This window comes from Ferrovibrio sp., assembly GCF_964218355.1.
In the GTDB taxonomy this organism is placed as follows: Bacteria; Pseudomonadota; Alphaproteobacteria; order Ferrovibrionales; family Ferrovibrionaceae; genus Ferrovibrio.
In genome coordinates this window covers 126,219-153,061 of the sequence record NZ_CAXPMC010000029.1, presented here as the reverse complement: position 1 = coordinate 153,061, position 26,843 = coordinate 126,219, and the positions used below count along the sequence as shown (strand labels likewise).

The following is a 26,843-nucleotide window of genomic DNA, read 5'->3' as shown; positions in this document are numbered from 1 at the left end:
GCCGGATAACCGGCGACAGGGATGGTGCGGAGCCGCTACCATAACGAGGTATGCCGCCCCCGATCCAGAAAACCCCCCTCCTGCAGCAGGCCCAGGACTACTGGGACCGCATCCGCGGCAACCGGCCGATGCCGGCCCGGCGCGATCTCGACCCGGCCGCCATCGTGCCGCTGCTGCCCCATGTGGTGCTGATGGACGTGCTGCGCGATGGCAGCCCCGGCGCCGCCTGGCCGATCGACTTCCGCTACCGCCTGCTCGGCACCCTGGCCGATGCCAACATGTCGGCGCGCTATACCGGCCGGCGGATGTCGGAGCTGCCGCACCAGCGGCCGCCGGGCGAATTGTGGACCGGCCTGCAATGGGTGGCCGAGCATCGCGTGCCGCGGGTCAATTCGGTGCCCTATGTCGGCCCGCACAAGGATTTCATGAAGGTGGTCGACATCATGCTGCCGCTGTCGGAGGACGGTGAGACGGTGAACATGCTGTTCTGCGTGATCGACTTCGTGCCGCGCGACACAAGGCCGGCCCGGTCTACGCCAGGCATTCCCTGACCCGGCGGCGCAGTTCGGGCAGCAGCTCGGCGGCGAACCACGGCTGTTTTTTCTGCCAGGCGGTGTTGCGCCAACTCGGATGCGGCAGCGGCAGGATGTCGTCGGGACAGTCGCGCCAGGCCCGCACCGTCTCGGTCAGCGTCGCCCGCCGCCGCGCACCCAGATAGCGCGCCTGGGCATACTGCCCGACCAGCAGGGTCAGCCGGATCCGCGGCAGCCGCGCCAGCAGCCGGTCGTGCCACAGCGGCGCGCATTCGGGCCTTGGCGGCGCATCGCCGCCACGGGCATCGCGGCCGGGATAGCAGAAACCCATCGGCATGATGGCGATGCGGTTCTCGTCGTAGAAGGCGGCGCGGTCCAGCTCCAGCCAGCCGCGCAGCACGTCGCCGCTGCGGTCGTTCCACGGGATGCCGCTGTCATGCACCTTCGTGCCCGGCGCCTGGCCGATGATCAGCAGCCGCGCCGCCGGCGCCATCCGCACCACCGGGCGCGGACCGAGCGGCAGGTCGGCGGCGCAACGGGTGCAGCCGCGCACCTCGCGCAGCAGACGGGACAGGGCCGCGCCTGCGGCAGTCATGCGGCGCCGTCTACAGCGCCGCCTGCAGCAGCCGGCCACCCAGCCGCAGCGGCGCGATCTTCACCGCCAGTCCGGTGCGGTCGTCGGTCTCGACATAGACGGCGCAGAGCGTCGCCTCGCCATTGGCCGGCTCGAAACGGCCGCCCGGCACCTTGCGGGTGAAGCGGTTCAGCGGCTCGGCCTTGTCCATGCCGATCACCGAATTGTAGTCGCCGCACATGCCGGCATCGGTCTGGTAGGCGGTGCCGCCGGGCAGGATCTGCGCATCCGCCGTCGGCACATGGCTGTGGGTGCCGCAGACCAGCGAGGCACGGCCGTCGCAGAAATGGCCCATCGCCATCTTCTCGGAGGTGGCCTCGCCATGGATGTCGACAATGACGGCATCGGCGCCGCCCGGCCCCAGCCGGTATTTCTGCAGCTCGGCCTCGACGGCGGCGAAGGGATCGTCCAGCGGGTCCATGAACACCCGGCCCATCACCTGCAGCACCAGCACCTTGCGGCCGCCCGGCAGCGTGAAGACGGCAGCACCCCTGCCCGGCGTGCCCTTCGGATAGTTCAGCGGCCGCAGCAGCCGCGGATCGCCGTTGATGTAGCCGAGCGTCTCGCGCTGGTCCCAGGCATGGTTGCCGAGCACGACCGCATCGACGCCGGCGCCGTAGAATTCCTCGCAGATCCTGGCGGTGATGCCGAAGCCGGCGGCGGCATTCTCGCCGTTGACCAGCACGAAATCGAGGCCGAGCGACTGGCGCAGTTCCGGGATCCGCGCCGTCACCGCCTCGCGGCCCGACCGCCCCACCACATCGCCGCAATACAGAAGTTTCACCGCAACAGCCTCGCTCAAGCCTTCGGACGACAGTCGATGGCGCCGCGTTCGGTCACCACCAGGTCCAGTGTCTCATCCATCGCGCCGTGGGGCAACTCCGCCACCTGCTGCACCGCGAAGGCATAGCCCACCGCCCGCAGCGGCAGCCCGTCGGCGCGCAGGGCCCGCAGCGTCGCATCGTAATAGCCGCCGCCCATGCCGAGCCGGTGCCCGGCCGCATCGAAGCCGACCAGCGGCACCAGCAGGATGTCGGGCCGCATCGCCGGCAGGGCATCCGGCGGCGCCGGGATGCCGTAAGCCCCGGCCGGCGGCGCGGTTTCGGCAGTCCATGGCCGGAAGACCAGCGGCCGCGCCTTCGCCGCCGCCACGGTGGGCAGCAGGATCGCCGCCCCGCGCTGCCGCAGCGCCGCCAGCAGCGGGCGCGGATCGAGTTCGTCCACCATCGGCCAGTAGGCGCCGACCGCCTGCCCGGCCGCCACCGGCACAGCGGCCAGGAACCGCTCGGCCGCCAGCGCGGCGATGGCGGCGCCGTTGGCGGCGGCGGCTTCGGCGCGGCGCTGCTTCAGTCTGCCGCGCAGCACGGCCTTGCGGGCATCGGGATCGGTCATGCCGGGATCGGTCCGGGGCTGGCGGGAAGGACGGGCAGGAAAGATTGGCGGGAAAGGGAAAGCGGACGGGCCCGCCATGGCCGTGGGTATGAACTAACCTCTGTGGCCTGGCGTACCAGGTGGGCGCCGTATGATCGGAACCACGGTTCCGGCAGGGACAGCTCCCTCAGAGATGAGCATTGGCCCCAGGGTTACGTAAACCGCACGCACCGGGCAGCACACCGTCCGGGGCTTAATCTAGGTGCTCTCCAGCTTCGCGGCAATGTCTTCCAGCTTCTGCGCCAGTCCGACCAGCGCATCGGCGCCGCCTTCCGCGGTTTTCTGCTCCTCGCGCAGGCCGCTGATCTCGCCTTTCAGGGTCGCCAGCTCGGCCTGGGCGGTTTCGAGATCGTCGGCCAGGGTCAGCGCCGTCATCAGCATCAGCCGCGCCTCGCCGACCTGGCCGACCAGCGCCGCCAGTTCGCGCACGCGGCCGTCCAGCACCTTGGCGAGCCGGCGGACCTGCTCCTCCTCGCCGTCGTCGCAGCCGATCGAATAGAGCCGGTTGTTGACCGTGAGATTGACCTGCCCCATCGCGCGCTCCTTCCCTATCGGGCCCGGACCTGGCCGGCCGCGGCCGTCTCCGCATCCAGCGCCTGCCGCAGCCGCGCCATCGTCGCCTCCAGCCGCGCCGCCAGACCGGCCTGGAAGGCCTGCATCTCCGCCTGCGCCGCCTGCGCTGCCGCCAGTTCGGCCTTCAGCGCCACGATCTCGGCTTCACGGGCGGCCAGCGCTGCCTGCAGGCCCGGATCGGCCACCGTCACGGCAGGCGTCACGGCGGGCGCCATGCCGGGTGCGCCCTCGCCCAGCGCGGTCAGCTGGTCGCGCAGGGCATGCAGCCCGCCGGTCAGCTCGGCGACCTCGGCATCGTGGCCGGAAGCCGCTTGCCCCGGGCCCTCGGCATCCTGCTGCATCTGCGCCAGTTCCGCGCGCAGGGCATCCACCAGGTCGGCCCGTTCACGCAGGGACGCCGCCTCGGCCCGCGCCGCCTCGAGGGCGTCGCGCAGGGTTTTCAGCTCGACGGCCATCATCCCGTGCTGCTCGGACAGGCTGCGGAAAGCCGCGCCCCGCTTCGCCAGCGCAGCATCGAGGCGGCGAACCGCCTGCTCCATCGCGGCGACTGCCGCAGAGACGCCGTGTTGCATGGCTTCGTTCTGGTAATTGGTGTTGTGCAGTGAACTTGATATAGAGGATAAACATCGTCCCGCCGCACCGTCAACCGAACCCCGCCCCCGATGCCGTTTGATCTCGCGATGATCACAGACCCATGGTTCTACGCCGTGGCCCTGCCCGCCGTGCTGGTGGTCGGGCTCAGCAAGGGCGGATTCGGCCCCGGTTCGGCGCTGATCGCCCTGCCGCTGATCAGCCTGATGCTGCCGCCCCTGCAGGCGGCGGCGGTGATGCTGCCGGTGCTGTGCGCCATGGACCTGGCCGGGCTGTGGGGCTATCGCGGCCTGTGGGACCGGCGCTGCCTGCCGACCATCCTGGCCGGCGGCCTGCTGGGCGTGGGCATCGGCACCCTGACCGCGCGCTGGGTCGACAACCAAGCGATCCTGCTGATCGTCGGTGCGGTGGCCGTGCTGTTCCCGCTGCAGCGCTGGTTCGGCCGCATCAGCGACGCGCCGGCGCCGCACAGCCTGCCCAAGGGGCTGTTCTGGAGCGCCTGTTCGGGCTTCACCAGCTTCATCGCCCATGCCGGCAATCCGCCGCTGATGGTCTACATGGTGCCCCTGCGGCTGGACAAGACCATCTTCATGGGCACCACGGTGATCTTCTTCGCGGTGATCAACTACGTGAAGCTGATCCCCTACTGGTGGCTGGGCCAGTTCACGCCGGACAATCTCGGCACCTCGCTGATGCTGATCCCGGTCGCCATCGCCGGGGTCTATCTCGGCATGTGGCTGCACCGCAAGCTGAGCGACCGCTTTTTCTACCAGACCGTCAACGTGGTCATCTTCCTGTGCGGCCTGAAGCTGCTGGCCGACGGGGCGGGACTGAAATTCACCTGACCGGGCCGCACAATCCGGGCCGGCCGTTGCCGTCGGCGTGGAATCCGGGCTAGCGTGACGCCGCGTCAGGGGAAAGCGCATCAGGGGAAAGCGCGTCAGGGAGGCAGCCGGACATGACCACGATCTACGACCGCGATCTCGACAGGAATCCGGCCAATTACGAGCCGCTGTCGCCGCTGAGCTTCCTGCGCCGCACCGCCGAGGTGTTCCCGCACCGGCTGGCGGTGATCCATGGCGACTGGCGCTACGACTACGCCACCCTCTATGTGCGCTGCCGCCGGCTGGCCTCGGCGCTGGCCCGGCGCGGCATCCGCCGCGGCGACACGGTCGCCATCATCGCCGCCAACACCCCGGCCCATCTGGAGGCGCATTTCGGCGTGCCGGCCACCGGCGCGGTGCTGAACGCCATTAACACCCGGCTGGATGCCGCCGCCGTCGCCTTCATCCTCGACCATGGCGAGGCGAAGGTGCTGTTCGTCGACCGCGAATTTGCCCCGCTGGCCGAACAGGCGCTGGCGCTGGCCAGGGTCAAACCCTATGTGATCGACATCGACGATGCGGCGGTGACCACCGGCGAGCGCATCGGCGCCATCGAATACGAGGATTTCCTCAAGCTGGGCGATTTCGAGTATCCGTGGCAGGGCCCGCTGGACGAATGGGATGCGATCGCGCTGGGCTATACCTCGGGCACCACCGGCAATCCCAAGGGCGTGGTCACCCATCATCGCGGCGCCTATCTGAATGCCATGGGCAATGCCGTCACCTGGAACCTGCCCAAGCATCCGGTCTATCTGTGGACCCTGCCGATGTTCCATTGCGACGGCTGGTGTTTTCCGTGGACCATCACCATGCTGGCCGGCGTGCATGTCTGCCTGCGCCGGGTCGATCCGGCGCAGATCTTCGACAGCTTCGTCAATGCCGGGGTGACGCATTTCTGCGGTGCGCCGACGGTGCTGAACATGCTGATCAACGCACCCGATGCCGTGAAGGCGAAGCTGAAGCCGGGCGTAAAATGCATGACCGCCGGCGCCGCGCCGCCGGCCGCCGTGCTGGCGGCGATGGAGGATATGGGTTTCGACGTCACCCATGTCTACGGCCTGACCGAGGTCTACGGCCCTGCCGTGGTCTGCGACTGGCACGACGAATGGGATGCCCTGCCGCTGCCCGAGAAGGCGGCGATGAAGGCACGCCAGGGCGTGCGCTACCATGTCGAGGAAGACGTCACCGTGCTGGACCCGCAGACCATGCAGCCGGTGCCGGCCGATGGCGAGACCATGGGCGAGATCATGTTCCGCGGCAACGTGGTGATGAAGGGCTACCTGAAGAACCCGAAGGCGACGGGAGAGGCCTTCGCCGGCGGCTGGTTCCATTCCGGCGACCTCGCGGTGCTGCATCCGGGCGGCTACATGCAGATCAAGGACCGCTCGAAGGACATCATCATCTCGGGCGGCGAGAATATCTCGACCCTGGAGGTCGAGGGCGTGCTGTACATGCACCCGGACATCCTGGAGGCCGCCGTGGTGGCGCGGCCCGATGCCCATTGGGGCGAAACGCCCTGCGCCTTCGTGACCCTGAAGCCGGGCGCGGCCATCACGGCGGACCAGGCCGGCAGCGACGCGATCATCGCCTTCTGCCGCGAGCGGCTGGCGAAGTTCAAATGTCCGAAGACGGTGGTGTTCGGCGACCTGCCGAAGACCTCGACGGGCAAAATCCAGAAATTCGAGTTGCGCGAGAAGGCGAAGGCGCTCGGCTAGGCCGCGGCGCCCCGCCTGTCGCGGCTGCAGCTACGGCATCACTGTTCGTAGCGGGTGATTTCCTCCTTCAGCTTCAGCTTCTCGCGCTTGAGCTGGCTGAGGCGAACCGAGTCGGGCATGGGGCGGTGGATCTCGTCATCGATCGCCTCTTGCAGGCTGTGATGTTTTTCGATGAGCGTTTCGAGATGCGCCGATATATTCATCGCGTCCTCCTCCTTGCGGTTCGGAGCGCGTCCTGCGGCACGGCGGCGCCTGAGAATGCGGCGCGGCCGTACCGCCACGCGCACCTGTAGAGTTAAGCACTGCCCTTGCGCTTTGTCAGCCCCCTGCGTCAAAATTGCCCGACCCGAACGGAAACGATCATGCGCCGCCCGAGCAAAGCCGCCGTCAAAACCGTCCGCAGCCAGAAGAAACCGGGAAAGACTCCGGCCAAGTCTCCGGCGCGACTCGCTGCCAAACCTGTGGATAAGGCCGCGCCATCCACAACCCGGCGCCGCACCGCAGCGAAACTGGCCGCGCCCGCGCCCAAGGCGATCATCCGGGCCCCGGCCTATCGCCGGCTGGTGGTCGGCATCACCGGCGCATCCGGGGTGATCTACGGGCTGCGCCTTCTGGAATCACTGAAAGGCAGCGGCGTCGAGACGCATCTGGTGCTGACCCGTGCCGCCGAGATGACCATCGCCTACGAAACCGAACACAGCATCGCCGCGGTGAAGGCGATGGCCGACAGGGTCTATGCCATCGGCGATGTCGGCGCCGCGATCGCCTCGGGGTCGTTCCACACGCTGGGCATGGCGGTGATGCCCTGCTCGATGAAAACCCTGGCCGAGATCGCCACGGGGGTGACCGGCAACCTGCTCAGCCGGGCCGCCGACGTGACGCTGAAGGAACGCCGCCGGCTGGTGCTGGTGCCGCGCGAGACGCCCTTGCATCTCGGCCATATCCGCAACATGGCTGCCGTCACCGAGATGGGCGCCATCGTGGCGCCGCCGATGCCGGGCTTCTATGCGCAGCCGCAGAGCCTGGACGACATGATCAACCACACGGTCGGCCGCGTGCTCGATCTCTTCGGCCTCGATGTCGGGCTGGTGAAACGCTGGGCCGGCGGCAAGCCGTCGCGCAGCGAAAGCTGAGACCGGCCCTTTCGTTTCCGTCGCTCCCGCCCGCGCGGACACGGCGAGGAAAGGCTCTGCGCTATTCCGCGTAAGCCGCGTCCAGCAGGGCGGCGCCCAGCTGCAGGGCATCCTGCTCGGCCTCCGCATCGAGCGCGAGATGGGTGATATAGGCCCCCAGATGCCGCGCCGCCGCCGCGGCCTCCTGCTCCGGCGACGGGGCCTCCGCACGGCGCGGCGCCGCCGAGACGCGGTTGCCGGCCAGTGCCCAGACCTGGGCGATCTGCTCCAGCCGCAGCTCCAGTTCCTTCAGCCCGTCATACAGCGGCACCGCGGCCGGCTCGTCGGCGGCCAGCGCCTTCAGCGCCCGCCGCGCCGCCCGCAGGGGCTGCTGCACCGCCGTCACCGGGGCGAGGGCCGCCGCGGCCCGGGCCAGCTCGCCCGCCGCCCAGCCGGCAAAGCCCTTATGCGCCCGCCAGAATCCGGCCAGCAGCAGGGTGACGTCGGCACCATGCCGGTCCTGCAGCGCCAGGCAGGCTTCCGCCGCCCCCGGACGGCCGTAAAGGGCCACCGAAAACCGCCAGAAACCGCCATCCTCGGGCAGGGTGTTGCCGTCTTTTGCCTGTGGGCCGGGCTCGCGCATCCATGCTATGGTAACGGGCTTGCCCCGGCCGGGGGAAGCCCGTTCCGTCACCGCCCTCCAGGGTCCTGTCCCAGATGAATTATCCCGGCCCGATCGACACCGAGGAACTGCAGCGCAAGCTGGCCGACCTGCGCGCCGAGCATCGCGATCTCGACGATGCCATTGCCGCGCTGGCCGAACAGCCGCATCTGAACCTGATCCAGATCCAGCGCATGAAAAAGCGCAAGCTGGCGCTGAAGGACCAGATCACCAAGATCGAGAATCTGCTGATTCCCGACATCATCGCGTAGGCCCATGACCCGCAGCAGTACCGCCGGCTATGCCGCCGAGGCCGATACACTGGCCGTCCGCTATGAAAATCTTCGCTTCGAGGATGTGCATCGCGACATCCTGCACCTGATCCCGGACCGGCCGCTGCGCGTGCTCGATATCGGCGCCGGCACCGGCCGCGATGCCGCCGCGCTGGCCCGCCGCGGGCACCAGGTCACCGCTGCGGAACCGACAGCCGAACTGCGCGCCCATGGCCAGAGGCTGCAGGCCGGCCTGCCGATCCTCTGGCTGGACGATGCCCTGCCGGATCTGCCGGCGCTCAGCGCGCGCGGCGAAACCTACGACCTCGTGCTGCTGACCGCCGTGTGGATGCATCTGGACGGTGACGAGCGCCGCCGCGCCATGGCAGCCGTCGCGCCGCTGGTTGCCGCCGGCGGCCGGCTGGCGATGACCCTGCGCCACGGCCCGGTGCCGCCGGGACGGCGCATGTTCGAGGTGCCGGCGACGGAGGTGATCGACCAGGCCGCCGCCGCCGGACTCCGGCTGCTGCACCATAACAGCCGTGAAGACATGCAGGACCGCGCGGCGGTGACCTGGGATGTCCTGATGCTGGAACGGTGAGCGGCCGCCGCCTCACCCCTCCAGCAGCTTCGTGACTTCGGCGAGATCGTCCGCCGACAGCTGCGTCTCGCCCGCCTTCACGTTCTGCTCCAGCTGCTCGGGTTTCGTCGCGCCGGCGATCACGCTGGAGACCTGCGGCTTGGCCAGCAGCCAGGCGAAGGCCAGGTCGGTCATGCCGATGCCGCGCTGGTCGCACCAGCCGTGCAGCCGTTCCACCGTGGCCATGTTGGCCGGGGTCATGTAGCGGTCGGCCAGGCGCTGGGTATTGGCCAGGCGCGAGCCTTCCGCCGCCGCGCCCGTCCTGTGCTTGCCGGTCAGCAGCCCGCTGGCCAGCGGGAAGAAGGGCAGGAAGCCGAGCCCGAAGCGCGCGCAGGCCGGCAGCTGCTCGGCCTCGGCCTTGCGGAAGACCAGGCTGAGTTCGTCCTGTGCCGAGACGAAGCGGTGGGTGCCGATCTGCCGCGCCGTCCAGTCGGCATCGGCCAGTTCCCAGCTGGCGAAATTCGAATTGCCGATATAGCGCACCTTGCCCTGGCGGATCAGGTCGTCCAGCGCGCGCAGGGTTTCCTCGATCGGCGTGCGCGGATCGGGCCGGTGCTGCTGGTAGAGGTCGATGTAGTCGGTCTGCAGGCGGCGCAGGCTGTCTTCCACCGCCTGCATGATGTAGCGCCGCGCCGCGCCGACCTTCACATTCTCGTCGTCCATCGGCATGCCGAACTTGGTGGCCAGCACGATATCCTTGCGCCGCGCCCCGAAAATCTTGCCCATCTGGGTCTCGGAGCCGCCGCGGTTGCCGTAGACATCGGCGGTGTCGAACAGGGTGATGCCGAGATCGAGCGCCTTGTGGATCACCTTGCGGCTGGCCTCGAGATCGAGGCGCATCTCGAAATTGTTGCAGCCGAGGCCGACTTCGGAAACCAGCAGGCCGGAGTGGCCGAGATTACGGAACTTCACGGGAGACTCTCCTTGTTTTGATGAATGCGAAACCCTAGCCGAGCATCCGCAGCGCCTCGGTCGCCGCCTGGCGGCCGGACAGCCAGGCGCCGGTGACCGAGCCGGTCCAGTCGGCCGGCGCGAAAGCCTCGCCGGCGAACAGCACCCGCACCCGGCCGGCCGGACCGGCCAGGGCGCGCCCGGCCAGCCGGCGCGCCGCCGTGAAGCCCGGCCGGGCGACGCAGACGGCGCCGCGGCTGAGCGGATCGCGGCCCCAGGCCGAAGCGGCGCCACGCACGAAGCGGCGGTCGATGTCGTCGCCCAGCATCATCTTCAGTTGCGCGCGCGCGGCGGCGATCGCCGCGGCCTCGCCGGCCGCTTCCAGCCGGCGGGCATAGTCGCCGCCGACCATGGCCACCGCCAGCGGCTGCGCCTGCACGTTGAGGCGGAAAGCCATGGCGCCGGGATCGCGGCCGGCGGTGATGCGCGCCAGCGCCTGGGTATTCACCGGCGCCTCGAAGCTGCCGGGCTCGTAGAGCAGCGCGATGCGGTCGAGCAGGCCCATGCCGAGCCGGCCGAGCGCCTCGCGCTGCACCTCCGGCAGGCCGGGCTGGAAGACGATGCCGTCGGCCAGCAGGCCGGCCGGCAGGGTGACGATGCAGGCCTCGGCGCGCAGCTGCCCCTCCGCGGTCGCCAGCAGCACGCCGCTGCCCGACCATTCGATGCGCACCACCTTGCGCGACAGATAGACCGGCAGCCGGCGCGCGTAATCGGCCAGCCAGCCGCCCATGCCGCCGGGCAGCCATATCTCGTTGCCGGTGCCGGCCAGCCGGGGCGCGTCCAGCGCCGCCACCTGGGCGAATTCGACGCCCTGGTGCAGCGGGCCGGCCAGCGCGCGGGCCAGGTCGCTCCAGCGCCCGGCCAGGCCGGCGGCCGTGGCGACGCCGGGCGTGGCATTGCCGTTGTCGAGCTTCACCCGGCTGGCCAGCGGCACATCGGCACGCAGCACCTTCGCATCGGCCAGCGCATCGTCGATGCGGTCATAGGCGGCACCGAGCGAGTCGTAGTCGAGCAGCTCGGCATCGCGGCCGCGGCCCTGGGCATCGCGGTCGAACAGCCAGAAATCGCCGTCGTCGGGCTGCAGCCGCACCTCGCGGCGACGCAGCTCGGCAACCAGCGGATTGATATCGGCCGAATGCAGCGCGGCGGCGCCGAGATCGACGGGCACGCCGAGCTGGCTGCTGTCGGTCCAGATGCGGCCGCCGATACGGTCGCGCGCCTCCAGCACGGCAACCGAGCGGTTGCGCTCGGCCAGCAGCTGCGCGGCGGCCAGGCCGGCCATGCCGGCGCCGACGATGGCAACATCCACCTCGGCCGGCAGCGCGGCCGGCGCGCCCCGTGCCGCGCGGCCGGCCGGCAGCAGCGGTGCCATACCGGCAGCCAGGCCGGCCTGCATCAGCGCGCGTCGGGAGAGTCTCCTCATGCGGACAGTATGCCGCGAAAGCCGTACAAAAAATACCGCGAGTGGCATCACGGTCGCGTATCAACCGGATTGGTTCGGGCGAGAAACGCCGGCGCCACTCCGGAGACAATTAAAGCCGGGCCGCGTGAGCGGCCCGGCTTGGTCAGCGTCGTCTTTGTCTGTCTTCGGACCGGCCAGAGCCGGCTTACTGGGCCGGCTTACTGGGCCGGCTTACTGGGCTGGCTTACTGGTTGAAGGCCTGGCGCAGCGCCGCGTTGGCCTGTGCGATCGCCGCACGGGTGGCCGGGCTTTCCGACACACCGTTCAACATGACGAAATCATGGATGACACCGTTGTAGCGCGTCGCCGTCACGCTGACGCCGGCCTGGTCCAGCTTGCGCGCATAGGCCTCGCCCTCGTCGCGCAGCAGGTCGTTCTCGGCCACGATGACGGTGGCGGAGGGCAGACCCTTCAGCTGCTCGACCGACGCCTTCAGCGGAAAGGCCAGCACATCGTTGCGCGCAGTGGCGGGCAGATAGGCGTTGAAGAAGAACTCCATCGCCCTGCTGGTCAGCCAGGGGCCGTTGCCGAAGGCGGTGTAGGAGCCGTTGCGCGAGATGTCGTCGGTGACCGGGTAGAACAGCACCTGGTGGCCGATCTTCGGGCCGTTGCGGTCCTTGGCCATCAGCGTCACGGCAGCGGCCATGTTGCCGCCGGCACTGTCGCCCGCCACGGCAAGCCGCGCGGCATCGACATTCAGCGCCCGTGCATTGGCGACCACATACTGCGTGGCGGCATAGGCTTCCTCGTTCGGGTTCGGATACTGCGATTCCGGCGCGTTGCGGTAATCGACGAAGACCACGGCGGCATGGGCGCCGACGGCGATCTCGCGCACCAGGCGGTCATGGGTGTCCTTGCCGCCGAGCATCCAGCCGCCGCCATGGAAATACATCACCACCGGCAGCGGGGCGCTGACGCCCTGGGGCCGCACGATGCGCACATTCACCGAGCCGAACGGCCCGACCGGGAAACTGGTATCGCGGATATCGGCATTGAGCTTGGCCACGGGGCCAGCCTGGGCGCCGGACAGCACCTTGCGGGCGGCTTCGGGCGACAGCGTGTAGATCGGCGCGCCGCCGGCCTGGGTGACCGCTTCGATGAAGCCGCGGTTGACGGTATCCAGATGGGCCGGCTGCGCTTGCGTGGTGCCGGCGATCAGGCCGCTGGCCAGGGCGGCGGCGGCGAGGTAGCGGTTCAGGTTCGACATGGCATTAACTCCTCTGCGGGGGGGTGCTGGGCCGGCCTTACCGGTGTGACCGGGGCAGCCCAGATCCGTCGTCCGGACAGGATTTATTTATCGCGATAATTATTATTGTGATAAGTGTTATTTCCGCATGGCGGCCATGCAAATATCGCATACTATATTTTATCACACGATATAATATTCGTACGGAATACCTCCCCGGCTGCCACATTCAGGAGCCCGCCATGCCCGAAGCCCCCGCCGCCGCGCCCCAGTCCGCGCCCCAGTCCGCCTCCCTGCTGGCGCTGGATAACCAGCTCTGCTTCTCGATCTATTCGGCCGGCCTCGCCTTCAACCGGCTGTACAAGCCGGTGCTGGACGCGATGAACCTGACCTATCCGCAGTATCTGGTGATGATGGCGCTGTGGGAGACCGACGCGCAGACCGTGGGCGAGCTGGGCGAGCGGCTGTTCCTAGAATCGAGCACGCTGACCCCCCTGCTGAAACGGCTGGAAGCCACCGGTTATGTCACGCGCCAGCGCAATCCGGACGACGAGCGCCAGGTGCAGATCCGCCTGACCCAGCGTGGCCGCGACCTGCGCGAACAGGCGCTGGTCTGCCCCAGCACGGTGCTGCAGGCTTCGGGCCGCAGCATGGACGAGCTGATGAAGATGAAGGAGGCGACCTTCGCGCTGCGCGATGCGATCAACGCCTTCAATGCGGCCCGCGGCTGAGGCCGGGCGCGGCTAGCGCAGGATCATCGCGACGGACGCGGCCAGCGCCAGCCCCATCGCGATATTGAAACCGCGCTGGCGGCGCGGGTCGCGCAGGAACCGCTGCGCCGCCGCGCCAAACGCCAGCCAGACCAGCCCGCTGGGCAATGCGGCGCTGACGAAGACCAGCGCGAAGACGATCGCACCCAGCAGCGCGGCCTCCGCCCCGCCCGGCAGATAGGTGGCGACCGCGCCGGCGCTGACCAGCCAGGCCTTCGGATTGACCCATTGCAGCGCGGCGGCGCCGAGGAAACCGGCCGGCCTGGCATCGGGGCGCGCATCGCCGCCGCCGACCGGCGCACTGGCGATCTTCCAGGCCAGCCACAGCAGGAAGGCGGCGCCGGCCCAGCGCACGGCCTGCAGGGCCTGCGGATGGTCGGTCACCACGGCGCCGAAGCCGTAGGCGCCCAGAAACATCATCGAGCCCATGCCGGCCGAGACGCCGAACAGGCAGGGCAGGCCGCGCCAGAATCCGGCCTGCGCGCCGGTCGCGGCCAGCAGCACGTTGCTCGGCCCCGGGGTGACGGCGGCAACCAGCGAAAACAGGAAGAAGGCCGAAGCCTGCGCGATGTCCATGGCCGCCAGCAGAGCAGGCGGCGGCCGGAAAATCTGGAAGATTTGTGCGGTTCAGGCTTCCGAACGGAAGGGATGCGCGGTGAAGACGCCGAGCACCTTCAGCGAGCGGGAGAAATATTCCAGTTCCTGCAGCGCCAGATCGACATTCCTGTGGGCCGGATGGCCCTCGATCTCGGCGTAGAATTCCGCGACCCGGAAGCCGTCCGACAGGTAGCTTTCCAGCTTGACCACGTTGACGCCGTTGGTGGCGAAGCCGCCCAGCGCCTTGTACAGCGCCGCCGGCACGCTGCGCACCCGGAACATGATCGCGGTCAGGCTGTTGCCGGTCTGCGGATCGGGATCGCGACGCTGGCGTTCCAGCCGGATGAAGCGCGTGGTGTTGGTGTGGTTGTCCTCGATATCGGCGCGCAGCACCTGCAGGCCGTAGAGTTCGCCGGCAATCGACGATGCGATCGCCGCCTCTTCCGGGCTGTTGCGCTCGGCGACTTCCCGGGCCGACCCGGCGGTATCGCTGGAGACGACGGGCTCGATGCCCATGTCCTTGATGATGCGCCGGCACTGCGACAGTGCCTGCACATGGCTGAAGACCCGCTTCACGCTTTTCACCGTGGCGGCCTTCGGTGCCAGCAGCTGGTGGCGCACCCGCAGGAAATGCTCGGCGGTGATGTACAGCCCGCCCTCGGGCAGCAGATGATGGATGTCGGCGACGCGGCCGGCCGTCGAATTCTCGATCGGGATCAGGCCGCAGGCCGCCCGTCCCTCGCGCACGGCGGCAAAGGCATCCTCGAACGTGGCACAGGGCAGCGGCGCGAAATCGGGCAGCGCCTCGCGGCAGGCCAGGTGCGAATAGGCGCCCGGCGCACCCTGGAAGGCGACCACCTGGGCGGGATCGGTGGCGTCGGTGGCGATGGTGGCGGCTGGCGACATACGGCTATCTGCAATCAGGAAGATGAACGGGAACCGGCCATCACCCTGCGGATGCGGTCGAGGTCGGCGGGAGTATCGACACCGAGCGGAAGGGTGTCAACGACGGCCGCCGCAATCGCCATGCCGTTTTCCAGCGCGCGCAGCTGCTCCAGCTTCTCGCGCTGTTCCAGCGGCGAGGGCTTCAGGCTGACGAAACGCTCCAGCGCCGCGCGGCGGTAGGCGTAGATGCCGATATGGTGCCACAGCGGCCCGGTGCCCGACGGCACCGGGCGGCGGCTGAAATACAGCGCGCGGCCCCGCGTCGCGCCGGGCGCAAGGCTGAGCACGGCCTTCACCACATTGGGGTCGTCGATCTCGTGCGCGTCCACGATCGGCGTCGCCAGCGTGGCGATGTCGATGCCAGGATCGGCCAGCGGCGTCAGCGCCGCGGCGATCACCGCCGGGTCGATGGCCGGCAGGTCGCCCTGGAAATTCACCACCGCGTCATGCCGCCCGTCCGGGTCCAGCTTCTGCAGGGCCTCGAAGATGCGGTCGGAACCCGAGGGATGGTCCGGATCGGTCATCACCGCCTCGCCGCCGGCGGCACGGATCGCATCGGCGATGGCGGCATCGCCGCAGGCCACCGCCACCCGGGCGAAGCCGGCTTCCTGCGCCCGCTTCAGGCAATGGACGATCATCGGCAGGCCGTGGATGTCGGCCAGCGGCTTGTCGGGCAGCCGGGTCGAGGCCAGGCGCGACGGGATCAGGACAACGGGATTCTGCGGCAGGACGGCGGACATCGGCGGATTCGCTTGAAAAGGGCGGCGGGACAGGCGGTTGCGGGCAGCCGGCCGGCCCCCGCGAGGTGCGGCACTTCGCCGCAGCCGGGGCCGGGGGAAGTCCTTGTGCCGCCGATATATACGGGTTGCGGATGGTCCGGGGAAGCCGCTAATGTGCAGCGCGATTTTTCGGGCCGTTCCGGCCTGTTTTTCCCGGTTTCGCTACCCCGCCCTTCGCTAAGAAGCCCCGGCGGACGTCTGGAGTGACGAGAGATGGATAGTTTCGAGCTGAACAAGATTGCAGGCGCCGTGCTGTTCTGCCTGCTGATCATCGTCGGCGTGAACCAGTTCGGCAACATCCTGATCCACCCGAAGCCGCTGGCCGAGCCGGCCTACAAGATCGAAGTGGCCGAGGAAGCCGGCGCCGCGCCGGCCGCCGGTGCCGCCAAGAAGGAAGAGGACCCGCCGGTCGCCGCCGTGCTGGCCTCGGCCGATGCCGCCGCCGGCCAGAAGATTTTCGCCAAATGCGTCGCCTGCCACACCGTCGAAAAGGGCGGTGCCGCCAAGGTCGGCCCGAATCTCTACGGCATCGTCGGCGCCAAGAAGGGCCATATGGACGGCTTCGCCTATTCCGACGCCCTGAAGAAGACCGAGGGCGACTGGACCTACGACAACCTCTATCACTTCATCAAGAGCCCGAAGGCCTATGCGCCGGGCACCAAGATGTCGTTCGCCGGCATCAGCAGCGCCAAGCAGCGCGGCGACCTGCTCGCCTATCTGCAGTCGCTGGCCGACAGCCCGGTCCCGTTCCCGCAGTAAGCGGTTCCAGCGTTCACGGCAGAGGCCGGGAAGGTCGACATGCGCGACATCCCGGCCTTTTTGCAATCCGCCGACGACATCGTCGCCTTCGCCAATCACCTGGCCGACCTGGCCGGCGAGGCGATCCGCCCGTATTTCCGCCAGCCGCTGGATGTCGAGAGCAAGGCCGACGCCTCGCCGGTGACGGTGGCCGACCGCGCCGCCGAGGCGGTGATGCGCAAGGCGATCGAGGCGGAATTCCCCGATCACGGCATCTTCGGCGAGGAATACGGCCATGCCCGGCCCGACGCCCCCTGGCAGTGGATTCTCGATCCCATCGACGGCACCAAGAGTTTTGTGACCGGCCTGCCGATCTTCGGCACCCTGGTGGCCCTGACCTACGAATTCCACCCGGTGCTGGGCATCATCGACCAGCCGGTCACCCGCGACCGCTGGATCGGCGCCGAGGGCCGGCCGACCCAGCATAACGGCCGCCCGGCGCGGACCTCGGCGGTGACCGACCTGGCCGGCGCCGCCGTCATGACCACCTATGTGGATGCCTTCACCGACAGCGAGCAGGCCGCCTTCACCCGCCTGCGCAAAAGCTGCCGCATCAACCGGATGAGCGGCGACTGCATCGCCTATGCCATGGTCGCCTCGGGCTTCGCCGAAATCGCGCTGGACGGCCGCATGCAGCCCTATGACTATGCCGCCCTGGTGCCGGTGGTTTCCGGCGCCGGCGGCATTATCTCCGACTGGGAGGGCAGGCCGCTCGACACCAGCGGCCGTGCCCGCGTGGTGGCGGCGGCCAATCCGGCCCTGCACCGCGCCGCCATCGAGATTCTTGCCGGGGCCTGACCGCGCGGCCCCGCCGCTACAGGAGCCTGCCATGCGTTTTGCCGCCGCCAGCCTTGCCGCCCTTCTGCTGCTGTCCGGGGCGGCCGCCGCGCAGACGACAACCAGCCATGCGCTGTCGCTGGGCGACGCGCCGAAATACGGCCCCGGCTTCACCCAGCTCGACTATGTCAACGTCAATGCCCCGAAAGGCGGCGAATTGCGGCTGGCCACCCCCGGCGGTTTCGACAGCCTGAATCCCTTCATCGCCCAGGGCGACACCGCGCCGGGGATCGGCCTGGTCTACGAAACCCTGATGACCCAGACGCCGGATGACGACCTCAGCGAATACGGCCTGATCGCCGAAAGCGTCGAGGTGCCCGAAGATCTCGGCTGGGTTGCCTTCACCCTGCGGCCGCAGGCGAAATGGGCCGATGGCCAGCCGATCACCGCCGAGGATGTGGTCTGGAGCTTCGCGCAGCTGAAGGAGCACGGCGCGCCGCATTACCAGCTCTATTATGCCAACGTGGCGAAGGCCGAGATGCAGGGCCCGCGCAAGGTGAAATTCAGCTTTTCGGGACCGAAGAACCGCGAGCTGCCGCAGATCATCGGCCAGCTGCCGGTGCTGCAGAAATCCCTGTGGGAAAAGCGCGGCGTCGACAAGGTGACGCTGGAACCCTGGGCCGGCTCCGGCGCCTATCGGATCGGCAGCTTCGAGGCGAACCGCCACATCACCTATGTGCGGCGCGACGACTGGTGGGGCCGCGACCTGCCGGTCAACAAGGGCCGCTACAATTTCGGCAGCATCCGCTACGACGTCTACCGCGACCAGACGGTGATGCGCGAGGCCTTCAAGTCCGGCCAGTATGATTTCCGCAGCGAGAACAGCGGCCGCGAATGGGCCATCTTCTACAATTTTCCGGCCATCCAGCAGGGCCTGGTGAAGAAGGAGATGATCCGGCACGAGCGCCCCGGCGGCATCAGCGGCTTCATCTACAATACCCGCCGGCCGCAATTCCAGGACGTGCGGGTGCGCCAGGCGCTGACGCTGGCCTGGGATTTCGAATGGGTGAACAAGAATCTCGCCTACGACGCCTATTACCGGCCGAGCAGCTATTTCGACAATTCCGAATTCGCCGCCGCCGGCACCCCCTCGCCGGCCGAACTGAAGCTGCTGGAGCCCCTGCGCGACAGGCTGCGGCCGGCAGTGTTCGGCCCGGCCTGGCAGCCGCCGAAATCCGACGGCTCCGGCGCCGACCGCCGCAACCTGCGCGAGGCGGCCCGCCTGCTGAAGGAAGCCGGCTGGGAGGTGAAGGACGGCCGGCTGGTGAATGCGAAGGGCGAGCCGTTCCAGATGGAACTGATGCTGCAGGATGCCAGCTACGAACGCATGTCCGGCCCCTGGGTGCAGAGCCTGCAGCGGCTGGGCATCACCCTGACCATGCGCGCGGTGGACAGCGCGCAGTATGTGCGCCGCCTGCAGGACTTCAACTACGACGTGGTCTATTCCGGCTGGGCCCAGTCGAATTCGCCGGGCAACGAGCAGCGCTATTTCTTTTCCAGCGCCGCCGCCGACAACCCGGCCAGTCGCAACCTGGCCGGCATCCGCGATCCGGCGGTGGATGCCCTGATCGAGGCCATCGTCGCCGCGCCGAGCCGCGCCGACCTGATTCCGGCGGTGCGGGCGCTCGACCGCGTGCTGACCTGGGGCTGGTATATCTCGCCGACCTTCGGCCTGAATGCCGACCGCATCGCCTGGTGGGACAAGTTCGGCATGCCGGAAAAAACCCCGAAGAACGGCGTCGATTTCATGGCATGGTGGGTCGATCCGGCAAAAGCCGCGAAGATCGACGCCGCCCGCAGGTAACAGATCCCGACACGAGAGAGTTCCGATGCCCTGGCCAGATCCCGTCACCCTGCAGGACGACCATGTTGCCCTGGTGCCGCTGACGCCCGCCCATGCCGCCGACCTGGTCGCCGCCGTGCAGGACGGCGACTTGTGGAAACTGTGGTACACGGCGATCCCGGCGCCGGAGAAGATGGCCGCCGAGATCACGCGGCGGCTGGGCCTGCAGCAGCAGGGCAGCATGCTGCCGTTTGCGGTGATCGATGCCGCCAGCGGCCGGGCAGTCGGCATGACCACATACATGAATATCGATGCCGCCAACCGCCGCGTCGAGATCGGTTCGACCTGGTACCGCAAATCCGTGCAGCGCTCGTCGCTCAACAGCCGGGCCAAGCTGCTGCTGCTGGAGCATGCCTTCGAGCGGCTCGGCTGCATCGCCGTCGAATTCCGCACCCATTTCTTCAACCGCCAGAGCCGCCAGGCGATCGAACGGCTGGGGGCCAGGCTGGACGGCATCCTGCGCAACCACCAGGTGGCCGGCAACGGCACCCTGCGCGATACCTGCGTCTACAGCATCCTGCCGGGCGAATGGCCGGCGGTGAAGGCGCATCTGCGCTTCCGCATCGACAACCCGCCTGCCGGCAAGATGGCGGACCGGCCGGCGTGAGGCGGCGGCGGGGCATAGCGCTGCTGCTGGCCGCCCTGCTGCTGGCCGGCCTGCCGGCGGCACCGGCCGGCGCGGCCGATGCCCCCGCGCGGCGCCATGGCCTGTCGGCCTTCGGCGACCTGAAATACCCGCCGGACTTCCGGCATTTCGACTATGTCAATCCCGCCGCACCGAAGGGCGGCGAGCTGCGCGCCTGGCAGCTCGACAGTTTCGACAACCTCAATCCGCTGATCCTGAAAGGCGTGATGGCGCAGGATCTGTCGCTGGCCTATGAAAGCCTGATGAGCCGGGCGCTGGACGAGCCGGATGCCGTCTACGGCTCGATCGCCGCCAGCGCCGAACTGCCCGACGACCATGGCTGGGTCGCCTTCAACATCGATCCCCGCGCGCGCTGGGACGACGGCAGCCCGATCACGGCCGCGGATGTCGTCTTCACGCTGGATGCCGTAAAGAAGGACGGCCATCCGCTCTACCAGCTGATCCTGCGCGACGTCGTCTCGGCCGAGGCCGAGGGTGCGCAGCGCGTCGTCTTCCGCTTTGCCGAAACCGAAAGCCGGCGCGACCTGTCGCTGATCGTCGCCGGCCTGCCGATCATGCAGAAAGCCTGGTTTGCCGGCCGCGATTTCGCCAGCCCGGTGATCGCGCCGCCGCCCAGTTCCGGACCCTACCGCATCGCCCGGGTCGATGCCGGCCGCAGCATCGTCTTTGAACGCAAGCCGGACTGGTGGGGCCGCGACCTGCCGGCCCATCGCGGTCAGTATAATTTCGACTGGATCCGCGAGGATTACTACCGCGACCGCGATATCGCGGTGGAGGCTTTCTTCGCCGGCGAATACGATTACCGCGAGGAGATCACCGCCCGCGTCTGGGCCACCGGCTACAGGGGCAAGCCGGCCTTCGATGCGGGAAAGATCAAACGCGAGGTGCTGAAGGACGGCACGCCGTCGGGCGTGCAGGCCTGGTTCCTCAACAGCCGCAGGCCGCAGCTGGCCGATCCGCGGGTGCGGCAGGCGATCAACCTTGCCTATGATTTCGAGTGGATGAACAAGACGCTGTTCTACGGGCTGTACAAGCGCACCCGCTCGATGTTCGAGAATTCCGACCTCGCCGCCGAGGGCCTGCCCTCGCCGGCCGAGCTGGCTCTGCTGGAACCCTGGCGCGGCCGGATTCCGCCGGAGGTGTTCACCACCGAATACCGGCCGCCGGTGGCCGATGGCTCCGGCCGCAACCGCGCCAACCTGATGCGGGCCCAGGCGCTGCTGCGCGAAGCCGGCTGGCAGGTGAAGGATGGCCGGCTGGCAGATGCGGAAGGCCGGCCCTTCGAGCTGGAATTCCTGCTCTACGAGCCCGGTTTCCAGCGCATCGTGCTGCCCTTCATGCGCAATCTCGAACTGATCGGCATCCGCCCCACCATCCGCATCGTCGACATCACCGCCTTCGAGAACCGCATGCGCAGTTTCGATTTCGACGTGGTCGGCCGCCGCTTCGCCCAGCCGCTGACCCCCGGGGTCGAGCAGCGCAACTTCTGGTCCTCGGCCAGCGCCGCCACCGTGGGCAGCTACAATCTTTCCGGCATCCGCGACCCGGCGGTCGACGACCTGGTCGAGCATATCGTGACGGCGAAAAGCCGCGAGGAGCTGCGGGCGGCGACCCGGGCACTCGACCGCGTGCTGATGTGGGGCTGGTATGTGGTGCCGAACTGGTACAGCGGCACGGTGAAGCTGGCCTGGTGGGACCGCTTCCGGCGCCCCGCCACCAAGCCCGACTATGCCGTCGGCCTGCTGGAGACCTGGTGGCTCGATCCGGCGCAGGACAAGGCGTTGAATCTGCCGCGGCAAAGATGAGAGACTGAGCCATGCTTGCCTATATCGCCCGCCGCCTGCTGCTGATCATCCCCACCCTGCTCGGCATCATGGTGATCAATTTCGCCGTCATCCAGTTCGCCCCGGGCGGGCCGGTCGAACAGGTGATCGCCCAGGTGACCGGCACCGCCGCCGATGTGACCGCGCGGGTCTCCGGCAATACCGGCGGCGAGGCCGGCCCGGCAGCCGGGGCCGCCGCGGCCGCAGCCGGCAGCGTGACCAGCAAATACCGCGGTGCCCAGGGCCTCGATCCGGATTTCATCCGCAAGCTGGAGAAACAGTTCGGCTTCGACCGCCCGGCCCATGAACGCTTCCTGCTGATGCTGGGCAATTACGTGCGCTTCGATTTCGGCGACAGCTATTTCAAGGGCCGGCCGGTGGTGGAGCTGATCGTCGAGAAACTGCCGGTGTCGATCTCGCTCGGCCTGTGGACCACCTTGCTGGTCTATGCGATCTCGATTCCGCTGGGCATCGCCAAGGCGGTGCGCGACGGCAGCCGCTTCGATGTCTGGACCTCGGCCGTGCTGGCGGTCGGCTATGCCATCCCGGCCTTCCTGTTCGCCGTGCTGCTGGTGGTTCTGTTCGCCGGCGGCAGCTTCGTGCAGTGGTTTCCGCTGCGCGGCCTGGTGTCCGACAACTGGGGCGCCCTGCCCTGGCCGGAAAAGATCGCCGACTATCTGTGGCACATGGTGCTGCCGGTGACCGCCATGGTGATCGGCGGTTTCGCCGGCCTGACCATGCTGACCAAGAATTCCTTCCTCGACGAGATCAACAAGCTGTATGTGCTGACCGCCCGGGCCAAGGGCCTCAGCGAGCGCCGGGTGCTGTACGGCCATGTCTTCCGCAACGCCATGCTGATCGTGATCGCCGGCTTTCCCGGCGCCTTCATCAGCATCCTGTTCACCTCGTCGCTGCTGATCGAGGTGATCTTCTCGCTGGACGGCCTCGGGCTGCTCGGTTTCGAGGCGGCGCTGAAACGCGACTATCCGATCATGTTCGGCGCCCTGTTCATCTTCACCCTGCTCGGCCTGATCGTCGGGCTGATTTCCGACCTGACCTATGTGGCGGTCGATCCGCGCATCGATTTCGAGAGCCGGAAGGCCTGACGATGCAGATGAGCCCGCTGAATACCCGCCGCTGGCAGAATTTCCGCCGCAACCGCCGCGGCTACTGGTCGCTGTGGATCTTCGCCCTGCTGTTCGTGGTCAGCCTGTTCGCCGAACTGGTCGCCAACGACGCGCCCCTGCTGCTGCGCTATGACGGGCAGTATTATTTCCCGGTCTTCAGGGCCTATCCCGAGACCACCTTCGGCGGCGATTTCGAAACCGAGGCGAAATACCGCGACCCCTTCGTGCAGGAGCTGATCGCCGAAAAGGACGGCTGGATGCTGTGGCCGCCGATCCGCTACAGCTACCGCACCATCAACTACGATCTCGGCCGCCCGGCACCGGCGCCGCCCTCGGCCGAGAACTGGCTGGGCACCGACGACCAGGGCCGCGACGTGCTGGCGCGGCTGATCTACGGCTTCCGCATCTCGGTGCTGTTCGGCCTGATCCTCACCGCGGTCAGCTCGGTGATCGGGGTGGCGGCCGGCGCCGTGCAGGGCTATTTCGGCGGCCTGACCGACCTGCTGTTCCAGCGGTTCATCGAGATCTGGTCCGGCCTACCGGTGCTCTACCTGCTGATCATCCTCGCCTCGATCGTGCAGCCGAATTTCTGGTGGCTGCTCGGCATCATGCTGCTGTTCTCGTGGATGTCGCTGGTCGGCGTGGTGCGCGCGGAATTCCTGCGGGCCCGCAATTTCGGCTATGTGCGCGCCGCCCGCGCGCTCGGCGTCTCCGATGCGGCGATCATGGCCCGCCACCTGCTGCCCAACGCCATGGTGGCCAGCCTGACCCTGATGCCGTTCATCCTGACCGGCTCGATCACCACGCTGACCTCGCTCGACTTCCTCGGCTTCGGCCTGCCGCCCGGCTCGCCATCGCTGGGCGAACTGCTCAGCCAGGGCAAGACCAACATCCAGGCGCCGTGGCTCGGCATCACCGCCTTTGCCGTGCTGGCGATCATGCTGAGCCTGCTGATCTTCGTCGGCGAGGCGGTGCGCGACGCCTTCGATCCGCGCAAGACCTTCCGGTAACCGCCATGACGCCCAGCACGATCATTCGCGGCGAAGCCATCCTGCAGGTCAGCGACCTTTGCGTGCGCTTCGGCGCCGGCCCCGGTGCCGTCGATGCCGTGAAGCATGTCAGCTTCGACCTCGCCCGCGGCGAGACCCTGGCGCTGGTCGGCGAAAGCGGCTCGGGCAAGTCGGTCACGGCGCTGTCGGTGCTGCAGCTGCTGCCCTATCCGGCGGCCAGCCATCCTTCGGGCTCGATCCGCTTCCGCGGCGAGGAGATGGTCGGCGCGCCCGATGCGGTGCTGTCGCGCCTGCGCGGCAACCGCATCGCCATGGTGTTCCAGGAGCCGATGACCTCGCTGAACCCGCTGCATACCATCGAGCGGCAGGTCAACGAGGTGCTGCTGCTGCATAAGAAGCTCGACGGCGCCGCGGCACGGGCCCGCACTTTGGAACTGCTGCACCTCGTCGGCCTGCAGGATGCCGAAAAGCGGCTGGACGCCTATCCGCACCAGCTGTCGGGCGGCCAGCGCCAGCGCGTGATGATCGCCATGGCCCTGGCCAACGAGCCCGACATCCTGATCGCCGACGAACCGACCACGGCGCTGGACGTGACCATCCAGGCACAGATCCTGAAGCTGCTGCGCGACCTGCAGCAGCAGCTGGGGATGGCGCTGCTGCTGATCACCCACGACCTCAACATCGTGCGCAAGGTGGCCGACCGGGTCTGCGTGATGACGGAAGGCGGCATCGTCGAGGCCGGCGCGACCGAAACCGTCTTCACCGCCCCGCAGCATGCCTATACCCGCAAGCTGCTGGCGGCCGAACCGAAAGGGCGGCCGGCCGCCGCCGCAGCCGATGCTCCGGTGGTGATGCAGGCCGGCGACGTGAAGGTGTGGTTCCCGATCACCCGCGGCCTGTTCCGCCGCACCATCGGCCATGTGAAGGCGGTCGACGGCATTTCGCTCAGCATCCGCGCCGGGGAGACGCTGGGCGTGGTCGGCGAGAGCGGCTCCGGCAAGTCGACACTGGGTTACGCTCTGCTGCGCCTGCAGCAGAGCGAAGGCCATATCCGCTTCGACGGTGCCGACCTGCAGGGCCGCAGCTGGGGCGAGATGCGGCCGCTGCGGCGGCAGATGCAGATCGTGTTCCAGGACCCGTATGATTCGCTCAGCCCGCGCATGTCGGTCTTCCAGATCGTCGCCGAGGGCCTGAAGCTGCACGGCATCGGCGGCGACGAGGCCGGCCGCCGCGCCCTGGTGGCGGCGACACTGCAGGAAGTGGGGATCGATCCAGCCAGCATGGACCGCTATCCCCACGAATTCTCCGGCGGCCAGCGCCAGCGCATCGCCATCGCGCGCGCCATGGTGCTGCAGCCACGCTTCGTGGTGCTGGACGAGCCGACTTCGGCGCTGGACATGAGCGTGCAGGCACAGATCGTCGACCTGCTGCGCGACCTGCAGAAGAAACACGGCCTCGCCTATCTGTTCATCAGCCACGACCTGCGCGTGGTGCGGGCGCTGGCCGACCGGGTGATGGTGATGAAGGATGGCCGCGTGGTCGAGGAAGCACCGGCCGAACGGCTGTTCACCGCGCCGCAGACCGATTATACCCGGGCCCTGATCGCGGCGGCCTTCGACCTGTCGGTGGCCCATGCTGCCGCCGTGCGCAGCTGAGTTCATCCGATTCCGGTTCCGCCATGGCCCTGCTGATCTATTCCCCCACCCACCCGGTTGCCGACTGGGGCGCGGCGATCCGCGCACTGGCGCCCGATCTCGACATCCGGCTGTGGCCCGACATGGGCGATCCGGCCGATATCGACGTGGCCCTGGTCTGGAAACCGCCGGCCGGCCTGCTGCCCTCGCTGCCGAACCTGAAGCTGATGCAGAGTTTCGGCGCCGGCGTCGATGGCATCCTCGCCGATCCCAATATCCCGCGCCACGTGCCGCTGGCCCGGGTGGTCGATGGCAACCTGACCATCGGCATGACCGAATACGTGCTGCTGCATGTGCTGCATTTCCACCGCCAGGTCGCCGCCATGCAGCAGAACCAGCGCAGCGGCAGATGGCAGTGGCTGCCGCCGGTGGCGGCGTCCGAACGGGTGGTCGGCATCATGGGCATGGGCACGCTGGGCTGCCACGCGGCGAAGAAGCTGGTCGATTTCGGCTTCCAGGTCGCCGGCTGGAGCCGCGGCCTGAAAGCCGTCGACGGCGTCACCAGCTTCCATGGCGACGAACATCTCGACGGTTTCCTGCGCATCTGCAACGTGCTGGTCTGCCTGCTGCCGCTGACACCGGCCACCCGCGGCATCATCTGCCGGCGCACCCTGTCGCTGCTGCCGCGCGGTGCCTATGTGATCAATGCGGCCCGCGGCGGCCATGTGGTGGATGACGACCTGCTGCATGCGCTGGACAGCGACTGGCTGTCGGGTGCCACGCTGGATGTGTTCAACGAGGAACCGCTGCGCGAGGGCCATCCCTTCTGGACCCATCCGAAGGTGACGGTGACGCCGCATAATGCCGCCGACAGCATCCCGGCCCAGGTGGCGCCGCAGATCGTCGACAATATCCGCCGGCTGCAGGCCGGCCAGCCGATCCTGCGGCTGGTGGATTACAGCCGGGGCTACTGAGATGCCGTCGGACGCGGCATCGCCCTTCCGCGCCATCCGCGCCATCGACTACACGGTGATCTTCGTGCGCGACCTGGCGGCGATGCGACGCTTCTACGAGGATGTTCTCGGCTTCGCATTGCTGCGCGAACTGTCGCCGCGCTGGCTCGAATACCGGGTGGGGGGCAACACCCTGGCACTGGCGGTTCCCGGCCTGACCCGCGACGACCGGCCGGTGCCGGCCGGCAGTGCGGCGCTGCAGCTGGCTTTCCGGGTCGGAATTCCGGATGTCGACCGCTGTGCCGAGGCCCTGACGCGGCAGGGCATTCCGCTGGTCGCGCCGCCCACCGACCAGCCCTTCGGGCACCGCACCCTGTTTTTCCGCGATCCGGACGGCAACCTGCTGGAGATTTTCGCCGAAATCTAGGCGCCGCTC

Annotated in this window: 30 protein-coding genes; 17 read left to right on the top strand and 13 right to left on the bottom strand. The window is 68.4% G+C overall.

Features of this window, described 5'->3' with window-relative positions; genetic code table 11:
• Window positions 1-50: 50 nt before the first annotated feature.
• Entirely contained in the window at window positions 51-551 is a 501-nt protein-coding gene (locus ACEQZY_RS20550) for a PAS domain-containing protein (protein ID WP_341705695.1), read from the top strand.
• Here the strand turns inward: ACEQZY_RS20550 and ACEQZY_RS20545 are convergent.
• The 5 genes from ACEQZY_RS20545 to ACEQZY_RS20525 all read right to left on the bottom strand — a co-directional run bounded on the left by ACEQZY_RS20545 (window position 532) and on the right by ACEQZY_RS20525 (window position 3,743).
• Window positions 532-1,128, bottom strand: a complete 597-nt coding sequence (locus tag ACEQZY_RS20545; protein ID WP_370156819.1) for a uracil-DNA glycosylase family protein — start codon at window positions 1,126-1,128, stop codon at window positions 532-534. The genes ACEQZY_RS20550 and ACEQZY_RS20545 overlap by 20 nt on opposite strands.
• Before the next feature lie 10 nt (window positions 1,129-1,138).
• Window positions 1,139-1,951, bottom strand: coding sequence for a YmdB family metallophosphoesterase (locus ACEQZY_RS20540; protein WP_370156818.1), 813 nt, complete (start codon window positions 1,949-1,951; stop codon window positions 1,139-1,141).
• A gap of 14 nt (window positions 1,952-1,965) precedes the next feature.
• Window positions 1,966-2,559 (bottom strand): 5-formyltetrahydrofolate cyclo-ligase, encoded by a 594-nt coding sequence (locus tag ACEQZY_RS20535; RefSeq protein WP_370156816.1) that lies wholly within the window; start codon window positions 2,557-2,559, stop codon window positions 1,966-1,968.
• 237 nt (window positions 2,560-2,796) lie between these two features.
• Window positions 2,797-3,132 carry a cell division protein ZapA gene (locus ACEQZY_RS20530; protein ID WP_370156814.1) on the bottom strand — a complete coding sequence of 112 codons (336 nt, stop codon included), beginning with the start codon at window positions 3,130-3,132 and terminating at the stop codon, window positions 2,797-2,799.
• 14 nt (window positions 3,133-3,146) lie between these two features.
• Window positions 3,147-3,743 (bottom strand): hypothetical protein, encoded by a 597-nt coding sequence (locus ACEQZY_RS20525; protein WP_370156812.1) that lies wholly within the window; start codon window positions 3,741-3,743, stop codon window positions 3,147-3,149.
• Window positions 3,744-3,851: 108 nt separating this feature from the next.
• Here ACEQZY_RS20525 and ACEQZY_RS20520 point away from each other — a divergent pair, with 108 nt between their 5' ends.
• On the top strand, window positions 3,852-4,607 hold the full coding sequence (locus tag ACEQZY_RS20520; RefSeq protein WP_341705427.1) for a sulfite exporter TauE/SafE family protein: 756 nt from the start codon (window positions 3,852-3,854) through the stop codon (window positions 4,605-4,607).
• A gap of 113 nt (window positions 4,608-4,720) precedes the next feature.
• Complete coding sequence (locus tag ACEQZY_RS20515; protein WP_370156810.1) at window positions 4,721-6,361, top strand: acyl-CoA synthetase; 1,641 nt, start codon at window positions 4,721-4,723, stop codon at window positions 6,359-6,361.
• A gap of 38 nt (window positions 6,362-6,399) precedes the next feature.
• Here the strand turns inward: ACEQZY_RS20515 and ACEQZY_RS20510 are convergent, their stop codons facing one another.
• The gene (locus ACEQZY_RS20510; RefSeq protein WP_341705429.1) at window positions 6,400-6,564 is read right to left on the bottom strand and encodes a YdcH family protein; all 165 of its coding nucleotides are present in this window, start codon (window positions 6,562-6,564) and stop codon (window positions 6,400-6,402) included.
• Window positions 6,565-6,723: 159 nt separating this feature from the next.
• Between ACEQZY_RS20510 and ACEQZY_RS20505 the strand changes: the two genes are divergently transcribed.
• Complete coding sequence (locus ACEQZY_RS20505; protein WP_370156808.1) at window positions 6,724-7,494, top strand: UbiX family flavin prenyltransferase; 771 nt, start codon at window positions 6,724-6,726, stop codon at window positions 7,492-7,494.
• Window positions 7,495-7,555: 61 nt separating this feature from the next.
• Here ACEQZY_RS20505 and ACEQZY_RS20500 read toward each other — a convergent pair whose 3' ends face one another.
• Window positions 7,556-8,116 (bottom strand): TIGR02444 family protein, encoded by a 561-nt coding sequence (locus tag ACEQZY_RS20500; protein WP_370156806.1) that lies wholly within the window; start codon window positions 8,114-8,116, stop codon window positions 7,556-7,558.
• Between the two features lie 74 nt (window positions 8,117-8,190).
• Here ACEQZY_RS20500 and ACEQZY_RS20495 point away from each other — a divergent pair, with 74 nt between their 5' ends.
• The gene (locus ACEQZY_RS20495) at window positions 8,191-8,406 is read left to right on the top strand and encodes a YdcH family protein (RefSeq protein WP_370156804.1); all 216 of its coding nucleotides are present in this window, start codon (window positions 8,191-8,193) and stop codon (window positions 8,404-8,406) included.
• 4 nt (window positions 8,407-8,410) lie between these two features.
• The gene (locus ACEQZY_RS20490) at window positions 8,411-9,007 is read left to right on the top strand and encodes a class I SAM-dependent methyltransferase (RefSeq protein WP_370156802.1); all 597 of its coding nucleotides are present in this window, start codon (window positions 8,411-8,413) and stop codon (window positions 9,005-9,007) included.
• A gap of 12 nt (window positions 9,008-9,019) precedes the next feature.
• Here ACEQZY_RS20490 and ACEQZY_RS20485 read toward each other — a convergent pair whose 3' ends face one another.
• From ACEQZY_RS20485 to ACEQZY_RS20475, 3 genes are all read right to left on the bottom strand, one after another.
• Window positions 9,020-9,958 (bottom strand): aldo/keto reductase, encoded by a 939-nt coding sequence (locus ACEQZY_RS20485; protein ID WP_370156800.1) that lies wholly within the window; start codon window positions 9,956-9,958, stop codon window positions 9,020-9,022.
• 34 nt (window positions 9,959-9,992) lie between these two features.
• On the bottom strand, window positions 9,993-11,420 hold the full coding sequence (locus tag ACEQZY_RS20480) for a flavin monoamine oxidase family protein (RefSeq protein WP_370156798.1): 1,428 nt from the start codon (window positions 11,418-11,420) through the stop codon (window positions 9,993-9,995).
• A gap of 223 nt (window positions 11,421-11,643) precedes the next feature.
• Window positions 11,644-12,666, bottom strand: coding sequence for an alpha/beta hydrolase (locus tag ACEQZY_RS20475; RefSeq protein WP_370156796.1), 1,023 nt, complete (start codon window positions 12,664-12,666; stop codon window positions 11,644-11,646).
• 221 nt (window positions 12,667-12,887) lie between these two features.
• On the opposite strand from ACEQZY_RS20475, the gene ACEQZY_RS20470 reads away from it, so the two are divergent.
• Window positions 12,888-13,376, top strand: coding sequence for a MarR family transcriptional regulator (locus ACEQZY_RS20470; RefSeq protein ID WP_341704884.1), 489 nt, complete (start codon window positions 12,888-12,890; stop codon window positions 13,374-13,376).
• Between the two features lie 12 nt (window positions 13,377-13,388).
• On the opposite strand, the gene ACEQZY_RS20465 is transcribed toward ACEQZY_RS20470, so the two are convergent.
• Genes ACEQZY_RS20465 through ACEQZY_RS20455 form a run of 3 tightly spaced genes read right to left on the bottom strand, consistent with a single transcriptional unit; the run spans window position 13,389 to window position 15,697 of the window.
• Window positions 13,389-13,991 carry a LysE family translocator gene (locus ACEQZY_RS20465; protein WP_341704885.1) on the bottom strand — a complete coding sequence of 201 codons (603 nt, stop codon included), beginning with the start codon at window positions 13,989-13,991 and terminating at the stop codon, window positions 13,389-13,391.
• A 51-nt stretch (window positions 13,992-14,042) separates the two neighbouring features.
• Window positions 14,043-14,918, bottom strand: coding sequence for a prephenate dehydratase (locus ACEQZY_RS20460; RefSeq protein WP_341704886.1), 876 nt, complete (start codon window positions 14,916-14,918; stop codon window positions 14,043-14,045).
• 14 nt (window positions 14,919-14,932) lie between these two features.
• Window positions 14,933-15,697, bottom strand: coding sequence for a 3-deoxy-manno-octulosonate cytidylyltransferase (locus ACEQZY_RS20455; RefSeq protein WP_370156793.1), 765 nt, complete (start codon window positions 15,695-15,697; stop codon window positions 14,933-14,935).
• A gap of 252 nt (window positions 15,698-15,949) precedes the next feature.
• Here ACEQZY_RS20455 and ACEQZY_RS20450 point away from each other — a divergent pair, with 252 nt between their 5' ends.
• From ACEQZY_RS20450 to ACEQZY_RS20405, 10 genes are read left to right on the top strand one after another with little or no spacing between them, the layout of a single operon-like run.
• Window positions 15,950-16,495: a cytochrome c family protein gene (locus ACEQZY_RS20450; protein WP_341704889.1), complete on the top strand. Its 546-nt coding sequence runs from the start codon at window positions 15,950-15,952 to the stop codon at window positions 16,493-16,495.
• Between the two features lie 39 nt (window positions 16,496-16,534).
• Complete coding sequence (gene hisN / locus ACEQZY_RS20445; protein ID WP_341704890.1) at window positions 16,535-17,332, top strand: histidinol-phosphatase; 798 nt, start codon at window positions 16,535-16,537, stop codon at window positions 17,330-17,332.
• A gap of 31 nt (window positions 17,333-17,363) precedes the next feature.
• The gene (locus ACEQZY_RS20440; protein ID WP_370156790.1) at window positions 17,364-19,175 is read left to right on the top strand and encodes an extracellular solute-binding protein; all 1,812 of its coding nucleotides are present in this window, start codon (window positions 17,364-17,366) and stop codon (window positions 19,173-19,175) included.
• 25 nt (window positions 19,176-19,200) lie between these two features.
• Complete coding sequence (locus ACEQZY_RS20435; protein WP_341704894.1) at window positions 19,201-19,821, top strand: GNAT family protein; 621 nt, start codon at window positions 19,201-19,203, stop codon at window positions 19,819-19,821.
• Entirely contained in the window at window positions 19,818-21,665 is a 1,848-nt protein-coding gene (locus ACEQZY_RS20430; protein WP_370156788.1) for an extracellular solute-binding protein, read from the top strand. The genes ACEQZY_RS20435 and ACEQZY_RS20430 overlap by 4 nt, the downstream gene beginning before the upstream one ends.
• An 11-nt stretch (window positions 21,666-21,676) precedes the next feature.
• Window positions 21,677-22,789 carry a microcin C ABC transporter permease YejB gene (locus ACEQZY_RS20425; protein ID WP_341704940.1) on the top strand — a complete coding sequence of 371 codons (1,113 nt, stop codon included), beginning with the start codon at window positions 21,677-21,679 and terminating at the stop codon, window positions 22,787-22,789.
• 2 nt (window positions 22,790-22,791) lie between these two features.
• Window positions 22,792-23,820 (top strand): ABC transporter permease, encoded by a 1,029-nt coding sequence (locus ACEQZY_RS20420; protein WP_341704941.1) that lies wholly within the window; start codon window positions 22,792-22,794, stop codon window positions 23,818-23,820.
• A 5-nt stretch (window positions 23,821-23,825) separates the two neighbouring features.
• On the top strand, window positions 23,826-25,475 hold the full coding sequence (locus ACEQZY_RS20415) for an ABC transporter ATP-binding protein (protein WP_370156785.1): 1,650 nt from the start codon (window positions 23,826-23,828) through the stop codon (window positions 25,473-25,475).
• A 23-nt stretch (window positions 25,476-25,498) separates the two neighbouring features.
• The gene (locus tag ACEQZY_RS20410; RefSeq protein WP_341704943.1) at window positions 25,499-26,428 is read left to right on the top strand and encodes a glyoxylate/hydroxypyruvate reductase A; all 930 of its coding nucleotides are present in this window, start codon (window positions 25,499-25,501) and stop codon (window positions 26,426-26,428) included.
• A 1-nt stretch (window position 26,429) separates the two neighbouring features.
• Window positions 26,430-26,834 (top strand): VOC family protein, encoded by a 405-nt coding sequence (locus ACEQZY_RS20405; RefSeq protein WP_341704944.1) that lies wholly within the window; start codon window positions 26,430-26,432, stop codon window positions 26,832-26,834.
• Window positions 26,835-26,843 lie beyond the last annotated feature (9 nt).